Below are 16841 nucleotides of genomic sequence, written 5' to 3' on the forward strand. Positions count from 1 at the left end.
TTACTCTAGATATTGTTATCGCATTAGAAACGGCAAGCCCAGTAATTCGGGCTTGTCGTTTTTTTGTCTGGTTCACGTTCATTTGGAAAAACTGAATAATATGTCGTGATTTTATATATCAATTGTCGTGAGTTCCGATTAAAAATAAATAAATCATGTGATACCTTATAGATACGTTGTCAGAATATTATATACTATGGAGGGAAGACATCCGTGACCATTCGAATTGGAAAAATCAGTTTGTGGCATGTACATGCATGGGATTACATCAAGCAAGCCCAGGAACACAAGGATACAGTAATAGCCGCCGTGTGGGACGAAGACCCGAAGCGTGGGCAGGAAGCCGCTGACCGCTTGAACGTCCCCTTTTATGCATCGCTTGAGGATATGCTGACACAAGATGACATTGATGCTGTAATTGTAGATGCGCCTACACGTCTCCATAAAGAGGTGATTACGGCTGCTGCCAAGGCGGGTAAACATATTTTTACCGAGAAAGTCATTGCCGCTACACAAGCGGAATCAAACGCTATTTTGAGAGAGGTCAAGTCAAATCGCGTCAACATGACCGTTTCTCTTCCGCGTCTATATGCTGGATATACGCTGACCATTCAAGACGTGCTTGAGCGCGGATTACTCGGTCAAGTTACATACGTGAGGGCGCGATTATCCCATGATGGAGCGATCACAGATTGGCTGCCTCAGCACTTCTATGATCTGCATGACTGTCAGGGCGGAGCACTGATTGACCTGGGCTGTCACCCGATGTATTTAACGCGATTGTTTCTGAATCAGGAAGTGACAGACGTAAACGCAAACTTTGGTTATATCACAGGTAAAGAAGTTGAAGATAACGCAGTGGCAACACTTTCGACAGCCTCAGGGGCCATTGGGGTAGTCGAAGCCGGATTTGTGAATACGCACTCCCCTTTCGCAATCGAAGTACATGGCACGGAAGGCACGTTGTTATATGGCATTCCAGAGTCTAAATTGTTGATTCGCACGAAAGTAGCGGAAGGACAGTATACGGATTGGACCGAACTTCCTGTTGCTGAAAATGTAGAAAGCGCATTCAATCAATGGGTAGGACACATTCAAAATGATACCGAGGATAGCGCAAACATCAACATGGCGATGGAATTGACCCGGTTGATGGAAGCAGCCAATCGCTCAGTGAAGGAAGGCAAACGAATTGCGCTGACCGAGTTGTAAAGTTAGATATCTAGCTAGACAGGATAGACTGGATTATATAAGTTGAATGATTAATTTACACGTTAACGGAGTGGACTGTTGTGTAAAATCTTTAGTTCAACTTATATGGATTCGTCCTGTAAGGCGTTAAGGAGGAAGGCATCTTGAGTCTGTATCCGTATGAGAAAATGCTGGATCGGCAGGATCTCCTGGAGCGGCTTGATATTACCGTGGTATGGGGGCATTACGAGATTCGTGTGCTACGATTTCATCTGACGACGTTTCCAGCGGGGCGGATTGTCGATTTCCATAACCATGCGGAGTATGAGTTCCATTTCATTCCTAGAGGGAAAGGTAAAGTTATTATTGATGATCAGTCCCATGCATTATCGGAAGGATTATTGTATCTGACCGGGCCAGGGGTTGTTCATTATCAGGAAGCCGATGCCGAGCTGGATATGGATGAATTGTGTCTTCATGTGGATATCGTGCATAAACCAAGAGAGCATGTCGATCCATGGGAAGTGGCGGAATCAGAAGAGACCATTGAAAAACTAAAGATACTTCCGCATAAACCGGTTCAGGATTATCACCGTGCAATGCTCTGTTTTCTCGAAGCGTATGAAGCATGTGACCACAAGATGGTCGGATACTATACTTCGATAAAGCAGCTGGTTGTTAGCATTTTGTTAAAAACGGTTCGCGCTTACGATACGGGCGGAATCCGTGCTGAAGCTCCTGTAAGGGATATGACAGTGTATCGATACGATTATGCTGTACAGTACATGGAAGCTAATCACGCTTCTGTGGTGACGCTGGAGCATGTCGCCGAGAAGCTGCACATCAGCAGCCGCCAGTTGCAACGCATTTTTTATCAGGTACAGCCTAATATGCCGTTCAGCCGTGTGCTGGAGGACATTCGCCTGCGCGCGGTGTGCCGTAATTTACAGGAAAGCAACTTGTCTATTGAACAGATTGCGGTTGGCTCTGGTTTTAATAACGCTAATTATTTACACGCTGTGTTTCGAAAACGCCTTGGGATGACCCCATCGGCTTTTCGCAAAATGAAACAACCAATACTAAAGTGAGGGTGACTTATGATGAGTAAAGTGTATCGGATTGGAATCATTGGCTGCGGCGGGATCGCAAATGGCAAACATCTGCCAAGTCTGAGCAAGCTGGAGAACGTTGAACTGGCTGCTTTCTGTGATATTGTGGAAGAGCGTGCCGCAGAGGCGAAGAAACAATACGGTTCTGCCGATACCGAGATATACACGGATTACCAGGAACTGTTGAAGGATGAGACACTCGATATTGTGCATGTGCTCACCCCTAACATTTCCCATGCGGAGATTTCAATTGCGGCGCTGGAGGCTGGCAAACATGTCATGTGTGAGAAACCGATGGCCAAGACTGCGGCTGAAGCTCAGCTTATGTTGGAAGCGGCGGAACGTACAGGTAAAAAATTGACGATTGGTTACAACAACCGATTCCGTCAGGACAGCATGTACTTAAAGCAACTGTGCGAAGCCGGCGAGCTAGGTTCGATCTATTTTGCCAAAGCCCATGCGATTCGAAGAAGAGCCGTGCCGACTTGGGGGGTGTTTCTGGATGAAGAGAAACAAGGCGGCGGCCCGCTCATTGATATTGGAACACATGCACTGGATCTGACCTTATGGATGATGGACAATTATCAGCCGAAAGTAGTCCTTGGCACTACGCATCATGAGCTCTCCCAGAGAGAAAATGCAGCGAATGCTTGGGGTCCGTGGGATCCACAGAAATTCTCGGTGGAGGATTCCGCCTTTGGTATGATTGTCATGGAAAATGGGGCAACGATCATGCTGGAATCCAGCTGGGCGCTGAACTCGCTTGATGTGGACGAAGCTAAATGCAGTCTGAGCGGCACCGAGGCAGGTGCTGATATGAAAAACGGACTGCGTATCAATGGCGAGAAGTTCAGCCGCCTGTATACCAATGAAATTGAACTCAGCTCTGGTGGTGTAGACTTCTATGAAGGACAGTCCGAAAATGCACCGGATGTGGAGATGCGGAAATGGATTGAAGCAATCGATAAAGATTTGGAGCCGGTGGTAACACCGAAACAGGCACTAGTGGTATCGCAGATTTTGGAAGCTATTTATGAGTCGGCACACACAGGCAAGGCAGTATACTTTAATAATTAACGGAGAAGCTTGAATAGATTGTTCTGTTAAAATAATCAGATTCCTTAAACCTTTGCCCGTTTATCTGGGCAGAGGTTTTTTGTTATTTTTCCACAGTAGGGGGAGCCGTCTATACCTGGTATGAATCAAACACATAGGATGACAGGAAATAAGCTGAAAGAGGGGATGTTGTGTCTAGATATCGTACACCTCTGGGAGTGTCCATCGTTGTTTGCACCAACCGTCCACAATTTTTGGATAACATCCTGCAGAATTATGTTCGCCAGCGTTACAAGGTCAAGGAATTGATTATCATTCTGAATCTCGACAGCATGAACATGCGTTTGATTCGGAAAAAGGTGCAGAAATACGCGAATGTCCACGTATACCAAGTACCCGAACGTATCTCACTAGGACAGTGTCTAAATGCAGGCATCTCCAGAGCTCGTTTTTCACTCGTTGCGAAAATGGATGATGATGATTACTACTCTCCTTATTATCTGGAAGAACAGGTACGTGCGCTCAAGCAAACCGGCAGTGATATTGTGGGCAAACACTCCTGTCTGGTTTATCTGGAAGCTTCCCGAACATTGCTGATGAGGTCACCAGGCGAGAGCAATAAACCTGTAGAATTTATCCAGGGAGGCACGCTGTTATTCAGAAAAAAGGTGTTAAAAAAGGTTCGATTTACGGATCGTTCGGTGGGGGAAGATGTTACGTTTCTAAGGCAATGCAGGAAGAGAGGGTACAAAACGTATGCAACATCACCTTACAACTATGTGTATCTGCGCAGGCAGAACAAAGCAAGTCATACGTGGAGAGCAGAGGATCAGTTCTACCTTGAAGGAAGCGAGCGACTGGCTGTAACCAGGACTTTTAAACCTTTTGCAAACAAAAAGTTGTAGAAAAGGGAGACACTGCATTTTTAAGCGAAGAGTCGGATATCGTCATTCAGAAATAAAGTATAACATTCATTTGATCCAGAGAGGTTCTGACCGGTGCAGAGCGTCTTTTTTCTTTATAAATAGAGTTTAATTTCGATGAGGAGAGAGTGATCTATACGGAGGATTAAAATAAATGTTGGATTTTAGCAAAAAAAAGTATTGCATATCAGTTTAGTCGGAATTATATTAATGGTATAAGGTCTAGACCATATACAGATCGGAGTGCTCAGATGTCTAATCCATTCTCCTTTCATTTCGAAAAAGTATCCACTAAAAAGGTTAGTGAATTTATTCGGGAACAACTGGAAGAAGCCATTATTCTAAAAGAGTTGATGAGTGAGGAGCAGCTTCCCGCTGAACGGGATTTAGCCGAGATGTTTGATGTAAGCCGTATTACGGTTCGCGAAGCGCTCTCAGCACTGGAAGATAAAGGACTGATAGAAAAAAGAGTTGGAGCCAAAGGTGGAACTTTTGTTCTGCCACTCACGACCAATTCGCATAAACGGACAAGAGAAGAGATCAAACGAGGCTGGGCTCAGATGCTCAAGGTGTTTGAATACCGGACCATTATTGAGCCGGAGGCGGCTTTTCTGGCTGCTGAGCGGATCACCGCAGGCGAACTGGAACAGTTGTATAACTATATGGAGCAAAGTATCGAGCCGGATTGCACACGGGAATGGTTCAGGGCACTGGATGTAAAGTTTCATCTAACCATTGCCAAAGCATCAGGTAATCCATATTGCGAAACAGCCGTGAGACAAATTCGAACGAAGATTAACCCGGCGCTTGATCTCATGCCTTACGATGAACGAATTCGTTCCGTAAACTACGGAGTACATATGGAGATTCTTGAAGCGCTGAAGTCAAGAGACAGCGTGAGATCAAGAGATACGATGAAAAGGCATATCGAATTCTCGGCGGATGCCATCTATGCGCGGTTGGTGTCGGAATCCGAGGTACATGAAAGGAATGAGATCCAATGAAGCAATCTGAATTAATACAACTGGCTCAGCCGCTACAAGCGAAGTTGAGTGCCTGGCGCAGAGACCTGCACCGCCATCCGGAGATTGGTTATGAGGAGCATCGCACGTCTGCTATTGTGGCCGAACATCTGGAAAGCCTTGGACTTGAGGTTACTCGTCATGTTGGGAAGACAGGTGTAACTGGCCTGCTTCGCGGAGAAACAGATGGCCCTACCTTTGCACTTCGAGCAGACATGGATGCATTGCCGATTGAAGATCAAAAATCAGTGGAATATCGCTCAACGGTGAAAGGCAAGGCACACCTCTGTGGTCATGACGCACACACATCGATTCTGATGGGTGCTGCTGAACTACTCACAGGGCTTGGCAGACCGAAATCCGGTAATATTAAGTTCATCTTTCAACCTGCGGAAGAGGGACTAGCCGGTGCAAGAGCCATGATTCAGGACGGCGTGCTAGAGAATCCGAAGGTGGATGCCATTGCTGGCTTGCATATGACACCCGGTCAGGATACGGGAACAGTTGGGGTGAGCCAGGGAGTTGCCTTTGCTTCGGCTGATCCGCTCGTCATCAAGATTTTGGGTCAGGGAGGTCACGCGGCTCGTCCGCATGAAGGTATTGATGCGATCGCCGTATCCGCTCAGGTGATTACTGCGCTACAGAACATCGCCAGCCGTATGGTGGACCCGCTTGAACCTGTAGTGGTCACGATTGGTAAAATCACCGGAGGTTATATGGGTACCGCTATAGCACCCGAAGTCGAGATGATTGGCACAGTCCGCACATTATCTCCTACAGTGCGTGAACGGATGCCATCTCTGATCAAACAAGTCGTGAACGGCGTCTGCAGTTCTTTCGGAGCGGCATGTGAAGTCACCTATGGTGACGGTTATCCGGTTGTTGTGAATGACCTTGGCATGGTTGATCTACTCACAGAGGTCTGTGAAGAGGTGAATGCGCAGAAGGGGTGGAGTTACATCAAACCGTCGACAGGCGGGGAAGACTTTGCTTTTTATTGCGAACATGTGCCTGGTGTGTTTTTCCGGTTAGGATCGGGAAATGAAGAGGAGCGTACACGGTATCCGCTTCATCATCCGAGATTTGATCTTGACGAAACGGTCATGCCTTACGGCGTAGGCTTGTTGTCAGCAATTGCACTTGAATTTTTGGCAAGGAATACAACTTCCAAGGGGGAAGAATCACAATGAAAAAGAGACAATGGACAGGCTTGTGGATTACTTTGCTGGCAATCGTGATGGTGTTAAGTGCTTGTGGTGGTGGAAGTAAAGGTGCAACGAACAATGCAACCTCTGAAGGAAGCGGAAGCGAAAGTGCAGCTGCCAGTAGCACGTTAACAATTGCGGCGGCAACGGATATCGAAAGCTTTGATCCACACAACAATAACAATACCGCGAGTGAAGCTGTGCTTGTTAACGTATTCGATTATTTGATCAAAAACGACAGTCAGCAGAAAAAAGTTCCTGCGCTCGCTACTTCATGGGAGCAAGTGAACGATACAACGTGGAGATTCAAGCTGCGTGAAGGTGTAACGTTCCACAATGGCGACCCGTTCACTTCCGCTGATGTGAAGTACACGCTGGAGAGAGTCGCTAAAGATAATACGCTGAAGCAAAATAGTTATTTCAAAAACATCGTTGAAGTCAAAGCGGTGGATGAGCATACGGTAGACATCATTACCGATGGTCCAGACCCATTGCTGCTCAATCGCTTGTCCAAAATGGGCGCTGGCATCCTGCCTTCCAAATATATTGCAGACAAGGGCATGGACACGTTCCTGAAAGAGCCGGTGGGTACTGGCGCATACAAGTTCAGCAAATGGACCAAAGACGACCGGATTGAGCTTGTGAAAAATGAAAACTATTTCGGCGGTGAGCCGAAGTGGAATGAAGTGGTATTCCGTGTTATCCCTGAGGCTTCCACACGTGTATCTGAATTACTTGCTGGCGGAGTTGACGTTGCGTCATCCATCCCATCAACAGATATTGCACGTATTGAAGGCGAAGCAGACAAAAAAATTGTGAAAGCACCTATTCAGCGTGTTCTGCAACTGATCTTCCGTCAAACGGAAGGCAGCATTACAGCTGATCCAAAAGTGCGTGAAGCCATTGATCTGGCGATTGATAAACAAGGGATCGTTGACAGCATTGCCGGGGGAGCAGGGATCGTTACTCGTACATCCGTTACACCTGGGAACTTCGGAGCTGACCCGTCACTGTATAAGACATCATTGTATGATTTGGAAAAGGCAAAGCAACTGCTAAAAGAGGCAGGCTACGCTGAAGGCACGGCCGAGATGACCATCTCCGTATCTTCTCAGTACAAGGAACAAGCTGAGGTTGTTGCAGCTATGCTGGATCAGGCCGGATTCAAAATCAATCTGGACGTGCTTGAGCCGAGTGCATTCAGCGAACGTTATAGCTCCAAATCATTTAAAGAAATTTTCATGATCGGAATCGGTAACTCCCTGTTTGACGCTTCCAACAACTATAACCGTTATATGGTGGAAGAAGCCAAAGGGGAATCGGACTACAACAATCCGGAAGTGGAGAAGTTGCTGCAATCCGCACTTGTAAACATGAATCCTGAGTCTCGTGAGAAAGAATATCAGCAAGTACAACAGATTTTCTCAGAAGAGCGCCCTGCCGTATATTTGTATCAGATGGAAGGCGTCTATGGAACCAATGACAAAGTGAACTTTGCACCACGCAGTGATGAGATGTTCTATGCGGATGAGATTATACCTGTTGCAAAGTAACAGAGGCTAATACCACCTGTCATTGCATGAGTAAGCCGTGAACGGCAGGGACTGGATGAACAAGTTCCTGCCGTTCTTTTTTGGAAAGAGGAGGTGAGCCGGGAGTGGGAAAATACGTATTCAAATCTTTACTGCAGGTCATTCCGGTGCTGTTTATTGTCTCATTAATTGTTTTTATTCTGGTTCGGGTCACGGGTGATCCTGTGGCTCTGATGTTACCTGAGACCGCTACAGCAGAGGACAGGGCTGTGTTGACGCAGGCACTGGGACTCGATCAGCCTTTATACGCGCAGTATATGAAATTTCTCGGTAATGCCATTCAGGGAGATTTTGGTCAATCCTTCCGTTACGGTCAGCCTGCACTTGAGCTTGTGTTAGAGCGATTGCCTGCAAGCTTTGAACTTGCCGCTGCGGCCATGTTATTTGCAGTATTGATGGCTGTTCCGCTGGGAGTGATCTCGGCAGTGAAAAGAAATACATTTACCGATCTTCTCATTTCAGGTATTTCGGTGATTGGCAAGGCGATGCCGAACTTCTGGATGGGCATTATGCTCATTCTGTTATTCTCCGTTGTGCTAGGCGTTTTACCGGTTTCGGGTCGCGGAGGTTTATCCCATCTGATTCTGCCCGCTTTTACGCTGGGCGTGGGACTTGCTGCACAGATGACACGGCTAATCCGATCCAGCATGCTGGAGATTCTGAATCAAGATTACATTCGCACGGCACGCAGTAAAGGACTGGGACGAATGACAGTGATCGCGAGGCACGCGTTCCGTAACGGTTTAATTCCGGTTGTGACCATTATGAGTCTGCAGTTTACCAGTCTGATCGGAGGTACTTTGATTACAGAAACCGTATTTTCCTGGCCAGGTTTGGGTCAACTGTTAGTTGTGGCCGTAAATACACATGATATGGCGATTGTGCAAGCAGCCGTGTTTGTGATTGCATTCATTGTAGTGGTTGTTAATATTCTCACGGACGTGTCCTACAGACTGCTGGATCCACGTATCAAATATGACTAGAAGGGGGTGCGATCTATGAGAGACAACGATGAAACAAATGTTCTGGTTACCGAACCGGACAACAGAAGTTCGCGTACGATTGCCGGAATTCGATCCATCTGGCAACAGCTAATCATCAGCAAGACCGGATTCATCGGTGCAGTGCTTGTATTGGTTGTTGTCCTGATTGCAATAGCCGCACCTCTGCTAACGAGTCATGATCCGTCAGCGGTCAACCCGCTGAACCGTCTCAAACCGCCTGCGTGGCTTGAAGGCGGAAAGGCCGAATACTGGCTGGGAACCGACAATCTGGGCAGAGATATGTGGAGCCGTATTGTATATGGCGCACGCGTGTCTTTAATTGTAGGTATGGGCGCCGTCATTGTCTCTGGAATAATCGGAGCCGTTCTGGGTCTGATATCCGGATTCTATGGAAAGTGGCTGGATGCCATTATTATGCGTGTGGGTGATGCATTCATGGCGATACCAACGATCCTGTTCATGTTAGTAGTGATGGCTATTGTGGGTCCAGGTATGACCACGTTGATCTTTGTTATCGGTGTAACCAACTGGGTGCCATTCACCCGTGTAGTTCGTAGTGAAGTGCTTAGTATGAAAGAGCGGGATTTTGTATTTGCCGCCAGATCGATTGGTGCCAAAAATGGACGGCTGATTATCAAGCATATTTTGCCTAACGTATTGTCGTCGTTTATTGTCATCTGCGGCATGAATGTAGGCACAACAATCATCATGGAAGCGTCGCTGAGTTTTCTGGGACTAGGAATAAAACCACCGGATGTATCGTGGGGCGGCATGTTAAGTGACGGACGGCAGTATGTAGCCACGAGCTGGTGGGTTGCTACATTTCCGGGACTAGCTATTACGTTTACTGTGCTGGGTGTTATTTTCCTCGGCGATTGGTTGCGGGATGTGCTTGATCCTCGAACAGAGTCAGCTCAGAAATCATAACGGAAGGGAGTTATGGATATGAAAAAAAGCCAGATTACGCCGGAGGATCTCTATCACTATCGCTGGATCAGTCAGCCGGTGATCAGTGCAAATGGACAAGTAGCCTACGTTGAACAAACGATTGATCGGGCGAAGAACGAATATAACACACAAATTCGGGGAATTTCGCTGGATGGGACAGAAGATGTAGCGCTGACGGATGGAACGAAGGATTCCTCTCCTGCATGGTCACCAGACGGTAACAAGTTGACGTTTATTCGATCGACTCAGGCTGGAAAAGGACTTTGGTCTGTTCATACGGAATGTACAGAACCGTCCATGCTCATATCTCCTGAACGTAAAATCATGAGTTACGTCTGGTCTCCCGATGGGAAGTATATTGCGTTTACGAGTAAAGCTCAGATGAGTTCAGCTCAATTATCAACCGATGAGTCGGTGAAAGACACTAACGATGAAGCAACCCGGCAACCAGAAGCGACACTGCGGGGAACAGTTTACGAGCGCACTACGCCGAAAGCTGAAGGATCAGGTTGGTGGGATGGTCAGTACAGCCATTTGTTTCTTTACGAGATCAAGAGTGGACTTATCAAGCAGATAACCTCCGGGTTATGGAACATCACTACCCCCGTCTGGTCACAGGACAGCCTGAAACTTGCCTTTATCTCCAAACAAGTAGAAGAAGCAGGATCAGATCCGGATTTGCTTCATCATACGGACGTGTATATGGTAAGCGTTGAGGCGGGGACAGCAGGAGTTGATGAACCCATGAAAGTCACGGACTCCAGTCTCCAGATTACTCAGTTCTCATTTACAGCCGATGGAAAACAATTGATTCTGATTGCCAGTGATCGTAAATACGGGAGTGGGAGTCATCATCAACTGTTTACTCTTCCCGTGAATCGGGGGGTACCCAGGCTATTCGCACCTAAGCTAGATATGCACATCGGCAACGCTGCACTGGGTGATATGAAATCAGCAAGTGCTTCGCCTTCACCAATCATTAGTTATTCATCTTCTCAACCGGGGGTATATGTACTAGGCACACATCACGGAAATGTTGATGTATACCGGATTCAGTCCGACGGAAGCTGCGAAATGATTACATCTGCAGGGGAAATAGACGTATATCAGTATTCGATGTCTGCGGATGAAAAGACTTTGGTTGTAGCTGCACTCACGGATAAGCATTCAGGAGAGTTGTACACCGTGGGCATAGGCAGCGGTAAAATGGCTAGACTCACTCATCGTAATGATGAATTTATGGCGCAACGGATGGTTAACGTACCGACAAGAGTGGAATTTACCTCATCGGACGGTTTGCGGATTCAAGGCTGGCTAGCCATACCTGATTTAACGAAAGATGCGAATTCAGCTGAAATTAGGGGGGCAACGGCGCCATCGTCGGGAGTTCAGATTGAAGATGAACTGAAATCCGATCGTAAGTTGCCTTTGATTTTACAGATTCATGGTGGGCCTCACGCGATGTATACCGGAGCATTCAGTCATGAGATGCAGACACTTCTCGCAGAAGGCTGCGCTGTATTATGGGTTAATCCTCGAGGCAGCATAGGTTATGGACAGGAGTTCGCCAGAGCTTGTCGTGCAGACTTCGCTGGCGGTGATTATCGGGATCTGATGGAAGCTGTCGATCATGCATTGGCGACGAATTCAATGCTGGATGTATCTCGTTTGGGTGTTGCCGGCGGTAGTTATGGCGGAGTTATGACCAACTGGATTGTCGCTCACTCGAACCGTTTCAAAGCAGCTGTGACACAACGCTGCATCTCCAACTGGTTATCCATGTACGGCACAAGTGACATCGGGATTTCTTACGTTGAGGGTGTGATTGGGGGAAATCCTGCAGAGAATGCTGCATATCTTTGGTCTCGATCGCCGTTGGCTCATGCTCACAACATCGAAACTCCGTTGCTCATCATGCACGGGGAACAGGATTACCGAACACCGATAGCTCAGGCGGAGGAATTGTATACGACGTTGAAGCGTTATGGAAAAACAACCAAGCTGATCCGCTATCCGGGTTCCAACCATTCACTGCTCAAAAGTGGCAAACCTTCTCTTCGAGTCGATAGCTTCGAACAGGTGAATGCCTGGTTTAACGAGTACCTGTAGCTCATCAGATGGCGCATGAACTTAGGGGTTTAGGGTTAGCCTTTCATGAAAACCTTTTGTATAGAATGAAAGTCTAATATAGACATGCCAAAAAAACCGCAATGGATGCGGTTTTTTTGTGTTTTATACAGAAATAGTTGAATTCCGATCTTACATGATATATATTTTAATTAAATGATAGAATTATCTATCAAAAAAGCACGGAGGCGATTCATATGATGATTCAACAAACATTAGGCCGGATTCAAATATCCGATGAAGCCATCTCCAAAATGGTCGGTAAAATAACAGGGGCTACCCGTGAGATTTCTTCCATGTCGGCTGGCTTGGTTGAAAGTATTAGCAAAATAGGAGTGGCCGTAGTCAGCAAAACGGCATTGTCATTCGCAGAGTAGACAATAGCGTGGAGATTAACGTGAAAATTATTGTTCATTACGGCAGTAAAGTACACGAGGTTTGCAGAGAGTTGCAGCAAAAGGTCATTGACCAGGTTGAACATCTTACTGGGGTATCCATTCAAGCGGTGAACGTTTTTGTAGACGGCATTACATCCGAACCGAATTACGCCAAAGCATAACGTATAGAACTAAAGATTCGAACAAGCGACCATAACAACACATGAGGAGTGATCACCATGAGCCAAATATCTATTCAAAAAGCAAACCCGCAAACCGCCGTCGGAGGAAAACTAACGGAGATGGCGCTTGATTACATGAAATATTCATTGGCGGGTTCCAGGGAGCCCGCAGTTATAGATAAGACCTTCCAGAAGCTTTGGAAGTCCCGAAATAATCGGTTTAGTCACGAGTACGCTTACGAAGCGGTTCGGGAGGGGAAAACACTCGGCATGATCATGTGTTATCCAACGACACTGATGAATAAGCTGGCATGGCCGACGTTCTCACAGCTGTTTGACATACACAAATGGAAGCTGATCGGATACAACCTGCGTAACTGGAAGGAGTTTTATACGATGGTTACGTTAAAAGAGGCAGAGAACGATGAATATCACATCGGAATTATTGCTGCTCTACCAGAAAGCAGGGGGCTTGGGATCGGGACAGAATTGATCCGTCATGCGGAGAAACAGGCCCTTCTGCAAGGGTTTGCAAAGTCTTCCTTAACCGTCAAACAGGAGAATGCAGGTGCCATCAAGCTCTATGAACGTCTGGGGTACAACAAGGTGGGAGTGATCAGTAAACCTGCTGTATCCATGTATCGAATGTCGAAAGCACTTCACTGAATGAAGTGATCTCATATGGTATAGTAGAATGAGTTGTTATTTAAAAACGACTACGACGTTAACACGATACCAAATGAGGTGTAATCCATGTATCAATATAAGGATCAGGAATATGAGGGCGTTCACTTTGAGGGACGGGATTTGCGTTACGGCGAGTTAATTAGCTGTGTGTTCAAGCATTGCACGTTTATGAATGCCTCCATGGAAGAAGTCGAAACAAGCCATTGCCGTTTCATTGAGTGTGATTTCAAAGGGGCATCCATGAATGGTTCCATACATACGGAGTCTGCATTTGAGAATTGCCTGTTTGGGGGTGCCAACCTGTTTGCTTCCAAATTTACAGCTTGCAAGATGACGGGATCGGATTTTTCCGGTGCCCAGATGGACGGCATTACACTTCTCAAAGGAGATTGGTCTTATACCAATCTGAGATATACGCGACTTGGAAAACAGGATTTGCGAGGGATTCGTTTTTTTGAAGCGGATCTAGCTGAATCCGATTTAAGCAAAGCTGATTTGCGTGATTGTGACCTCACGAGAGTATCCATGAGTAAGGTGAAGCTACAGGGTGCGGATTTGCGGGGGGCCATTTTGGATGACATTGATCTGAAATCTCTAGATCTGAAAGGGGTGCGAATGGATCGCGAACAGGCCGTTCTAATTGCACGCTCCCATGGAGCGAAAGTGGACTAGTTTTACCTCTGATTTGAAATTGCCATTCTTCACTTATAATGAATCAGACCGAGGTGCCGTTTGAGATGAAAAATGAGAAGTTAACATTTAAGCAAAATCGAATGCTTGCCATTCTGGATGAAGCCACAAAATTACTGATCGAGAAGCCCAATGCATCGATGAACGACATTGCTGAAGCCGCGAACATCGGAATTGCCACATTACATCGATATGTGGAGAGCCGTGAGCAACTGATGATTCACTTGGCGATGCGTGCAATTGATGTTGTTAACGAGACGTTGCAACACGTCAAGCTCGATGAGGAGCGGGTTGAACACTATATCCCGGAGCTGATTGAAGCGCTAATTCCACTTGGGGATAAGATATATTTTCTGGCTCACGATGCAACCGTCAATTATAATGCCGAGATTGAAGGGGCCGATCAGAAGCTGAGACAACCGGTGCTTTATGCCATTGGTATACTTCAAGAGAAAGGCTTTTTTCGTTCGGATGTGGACAAAACGTGGATTGTAGATGTTCTGTATTCAATTCTTTTCTTGACGTGGCAACAAGTGATCCATGGCAATATCGCCAGAAATGCTGCGCCTGCACTTGTTGTGGACACGTTCTATCACGGTTTTGTTATGAAATGAGCTGAAAAAGAAGCAGAATTTCAAGCATTTTTACGTTGTTGCTTTTATGGAGTGTTAAACAAGTGCACAGCAAAAGCCGCAGATGAATCTGCGGCTTTTTTATTTCGACCTATGGCTATCTGTGGCTATGTTCTATAGAGGTGTTCCGCTTAATTTACAGTGCAATCTTTGCTTTTAATTGTTCAGATGCTGGCATGAGAGGCAGACGCAGCTGTGCAGAAGCGATAATGCCTTGCTGTGCAAGCAGATGTTTCAGCATGGCAGGCGCAGGCTCTTCGAAGAGATTTTTAATGAACGGAAGCAACTGCGTATAGAGACGGTAGGCATCTTCTTTTTCATCAGCCACGAAACGGTTATATACTTCCAGGAAACGCTCTGGATTAATACTAGCCGATGCCATCATGCCGCCGGCTGCACCTCTCGTTAACATATCGAAGAAGAAGGTATCATCTCCACACAAAATGGGCTTCGAGCCGCAACGTACCAGTTCGGTCATAAGATCGAGGTTATTTGTGCTATCCTTAAGACCAATAACACCATCGATGTTCATAATTTTTTTCATCATATCTATGGAAACTCTAACCCCTGTACGGGCTGGAATTTCGTATACCATCACGGGTATGCCCACGCTGGCTGCCATGCGGAAGTGCTCGTAAATGCCCTCTTCCGTGGGTCTGTTATAGTATGGAGTAACGACAAGAACAGCATCGGCTCCGAGTGCGGCAGCTTTCTTTGTTCTTGCCACCGTTGAAGCGGTATCATTGGTTCCAGTTCCAACCATAATGGGTACGGAGGAGTTGATGCTGCTCAGAGTTTCCTTCGCGGCCTTCACAAGCTGTTCCACTTCATCCCATGTCACGGTAGGTGACTCTCCAGTCGTACCATTAATCACCAAGCCATGAATGCCACTGTTAGCCATAACTTTGATGTAGTTTTGGAACGAAGGAAGATCAAGTTCGCGTTCTTTGGTAAAAGGTGTGATTACAGGTATATAAATACCTTGAATCTGTTGTTCGGTTAACATCGTATTACCCCCAAATGTATGTTGGAATTCCATTTCATTCACTTTACCATGGGAAAATGTATCATAGTTAGCTATAATAGATGATAGGTGTTATCAATAATTTCGATGATGTGAGGGAATAAATAATGGATTTGAATTATTTTCAAACCTTTCGTGAGGTGGCATTGAGGCAAAGCTTTACCAAAGCAGCCGAAGAGCTTGGTTACGCGCAGTCAAGTGTAACAACCCAGATTCAAAAGCTGGAGAAAATTTATCAGGTCAAACTATTCGAACGTTTTAATAACAATAAAATCCGGCTGACTTCGGCTGGAGAAGAGCTGTTTAAGTTGTCTGGACAGCTTCTGGAGATATTTGAACATTCTCAGGAGAAGCTGACCAAACAGGGCGGCGGATCACTTACCATTGCTACGATGGACTCGCTTGCTTCTTATTATCTGCCGGTGCCCATTCAAACGACACGTAAACAATATCCCGAGCTCGGCATTCGGCTACAGACCGATCGGGAAGATCTGATTCTACAAAAAGTCAGAGAAGGGGAGGCAGACGTGGGTCTTATTCTGGCCAATGCTTCACCGGAATCCGGATTACAATGGATTACGATTCGCGAGGAACCGCTGGTGCTTATCGTGAATTCAGACCATCCACTTACAGCTAAATCCGAGGTAACATTGAGTGATTTGGCGGACGAAGAATGGATCATGCCGGAGGACTCGTGCAATTACAGGCAGTTGCTGGAGAAAGTACTCCGAACGAATGGAATCCCTTATAAAGTAGGGCTGGAGCTGGGAAGCCCTGAGGCCATTAAACGAAGTATTATGGCTGGTCCGGGCATCTCTCTTTTACCTCGTATGATTGCCATGGATGAGATCCAAAGACAGAAGCTTACGGTACTGCCTCTAGTTCATACTGATTTTACATTGGAAATTCAGTTAGTAATTCATGCCCGCAAATGGATATCACATGCACTGCAACAATTCATCACGAATCTGGGTGCCAAAGAGTCCGATTGGTTGCCTGCAAAGGCATAAAGTTAAGCAATTATTGGCGTATTTAATAAATGAAGAGCAACTTCTAAAAACTCTTGATCGGT

Annotated in this window: 17 protein-coding genes; 16 read left to right on the plus strand and 1 reads right to left on the minus strand. The window is 46.3% G+C overall.

The annotated features are described in order from the left end of the window. Positions 1-213 precede the first annotated feature (213 nt). From M3629_RS06450 to M3629_RS06520, 15 genes are all read left to right on the plus strand, one after another. Positions 214-1212 carry a Gfo/Idh/MocA family protein gene (locus M3629_RS06450; protein ID WP_251503356.1) on the plus strand — a complete coding sequence of 333 codons (999 nt, stop codon included), beginning with the start codon at positions 214-216 and terminating at the stop codon, positions 1210-1212. Positions 1213-1355: 143 nt separating this feature from the next. Continuing rightward, a complete protein-coding gene (locus tag M3629_RS06455; protein ID WP_251503357.1) occupies positions 1356-2279 on the plus strand; it encodes an AraC family transcriptional regulator in 924 nt (307 codons plus the stop codon). Positions 2280-2291: 12 nt separating this feature from the next. Further along, positions 2292-3377, plus strand: coding sequence for a Gfo/Idh/MocA family protein (locus M3629_RS06460; RefSeq protein ID WP_251504609.1), 1086 nt, complete (start codon positions 2292-2294; stop codon positions 3375-3377). Between the two features lie 170 nt (positions 3378-3547). Then, complete coding sequence (locus M3629_RS06465; RefSeq protein WP_251503358.1) at positions 3548-4261, plus strand: glycosyltransferase; 714 nt, start codon at positions 3548-3550, stop codon at positions 4259-4261. Between the two features lie 269 nt (positions 4262-4530). Continuing rightward, on the plus strand, positions 4531-5283 hold the full coding sequence (locus tag M3629_RS06470) for a FadR/GntR family transcriptional regulator (protein ID WP_251503359.1): 753 nt from the start codon (positions 4531-4533) through the stop codon (positions 5281-5283). Further along, entirely contained in the window at positions 5280-6491 is a 1212-nt protein-coding gene (locus tag M3629_RS06475; RefSeq protein WP_251503360.1) for a M20 metallopeptidase family protein, read from the plus strand. The genes M3629_RS06470 and M3629_RS06475 overlap by 4 nt, the downstream gene beginning before the upstream one ends. Continuing rightward, a complete protein-coding gene (locus tag M3629_RS06480) occupies positions 6488-8059 on the plus strand; it encodes an ABC transporter substrate-binding protein (protein ID WP_251503361.1) in 1572 nt (523 codons plus the stop codon). Before M3629_RS06475 ends, M3629_RS06480 begins: the two co-directional genes overlap by 4 nt. 104 nt (positions 8060-8163) lie before the next feature. Further along, positions 8164-9081 (plus strand): ABC transporter permease, encoded by a 918-nt coding sequence (locus M3629_RS06485; protein WP_090915738.1) that lies wholly within the window; start codon positions 8164-8166, stop codon positions 9079-9081. Positions 9082-9096: 15 nt separating this feature from the next. Next, entirely contained in the window at positions 9097-10029 is a 933-nt protein-coding gene (locus tag M3629_RS06490) for an ABC transporter permease (RefSeq protein WP_090915740.1), read from the plus strand. A gap of 18 nt (positions 10030-10047) precedes the next feature. Further along, entirely contained in the window at positions 10048-12159 is a 2112-nt protein-coding gene (locus tag M3629_RS06495; RefSeq protein WP_251503362.1) for a S9 family peptidase, read from the plus strand. A gap of 215 nt (positions 12160-12374) precedes the next feature. Next, positions 12375-12554 carry a hypothetical protein gene (locus M3629_RS06500; RefSeq protein ID WP_251503363.1) on the plus strand — a complete coding sequence of 60 codons (180 nt, stop codon included), beginning with the start codon at positions 12375-12377 and terminating at the stop codon, positions 12552-12554. A gap of 20 nt (positions 12555-12574) precedes the next feature. Continuing rightward, positions 12575-12736, plus strand: coding sequence for an Asp23/Gls24 family envelope stress response protein (locus M3629_RS06505; RefSeq protein ID WP_251503364.1), 162 nt, complete (start codon positions 12575-12577; stop codon positions 12734-12736). A gap of 57 nt (positions 12737-12793) precedes the next feature. After that, positions 12794-13402 (plus strand): GNAT family N-acetyltransferase, encoded by a 609-nt coding sequence (locus M3629_RS06510; RefSeq protein ID WP_154889316.1) that lies wholly within the window; start codon positions 12794-12796, stop codon positions 13400-13402. Between the two features lie 87 nt (positions 13403-13489). Then, on the plus strand, positions 13490-14095 hold the full coding sequence (locus M3629_RS06515; RefSeq protein WP_251503365.1) for a pentapeptide repeat-containing protein: 606 nt from the start codon (positions 13490-13492) through the stop codon (positions 14093-14095). Positions 14096-14160: 65 nt separating this feature from the next. Then, complete coding sequence (locus M3629_RS06520) at positions 14161-14727, plus strand: TetR/AcrR family transcriptional regulator (RefSeq protein ID WP_251503366.1); 567 nt, start codon at positions 14161-14163, stop codon at positions 14725-14727. Positions 14728-14881: 154 nt separating this feature from the next. Here M3629_RS06520 and dapA read toward each other — a convergent pair whose 3' ends face one another. After that, positions 14882-15751, minus strand: coding sequence for a 4-hydroxy-tetrahydrodipicolinate synthase (dapA, locus tag M3629_RS06525; protein WP_090915753.1), 870 nt, complete (start codon positions 15749-15751; stop codon positions 14882-14884). Between the two features lie 125 nt (positions 15752-15876). Between dapA and M3629_RS06530 the strand changes: the two genes are divergently transcribed. Continuing rightward, positions 15877-16779, plus strand: coding sequence for a LysR family transcriptional regulator (locus M3629_RS06530; RefSeq protein WP_154889573.1), 903 nt, complete (start codon positions 15877-15879; stop codon positions 16777-16779). Positions 16780-16841 lie beyond the last annotated feature (62 nt).

Origin of the sequence: Paenibacillus polysaccharolyticus, from assembly GCF_023714295.1 — a bacterium.
Taxonomy (GTDB): Bacteria; Bacillota; Bacilli; order Paenibacillales; family Paenibacillaceae; genus Paenibacillus; species Paenibacillus polysaccharolyticus_A.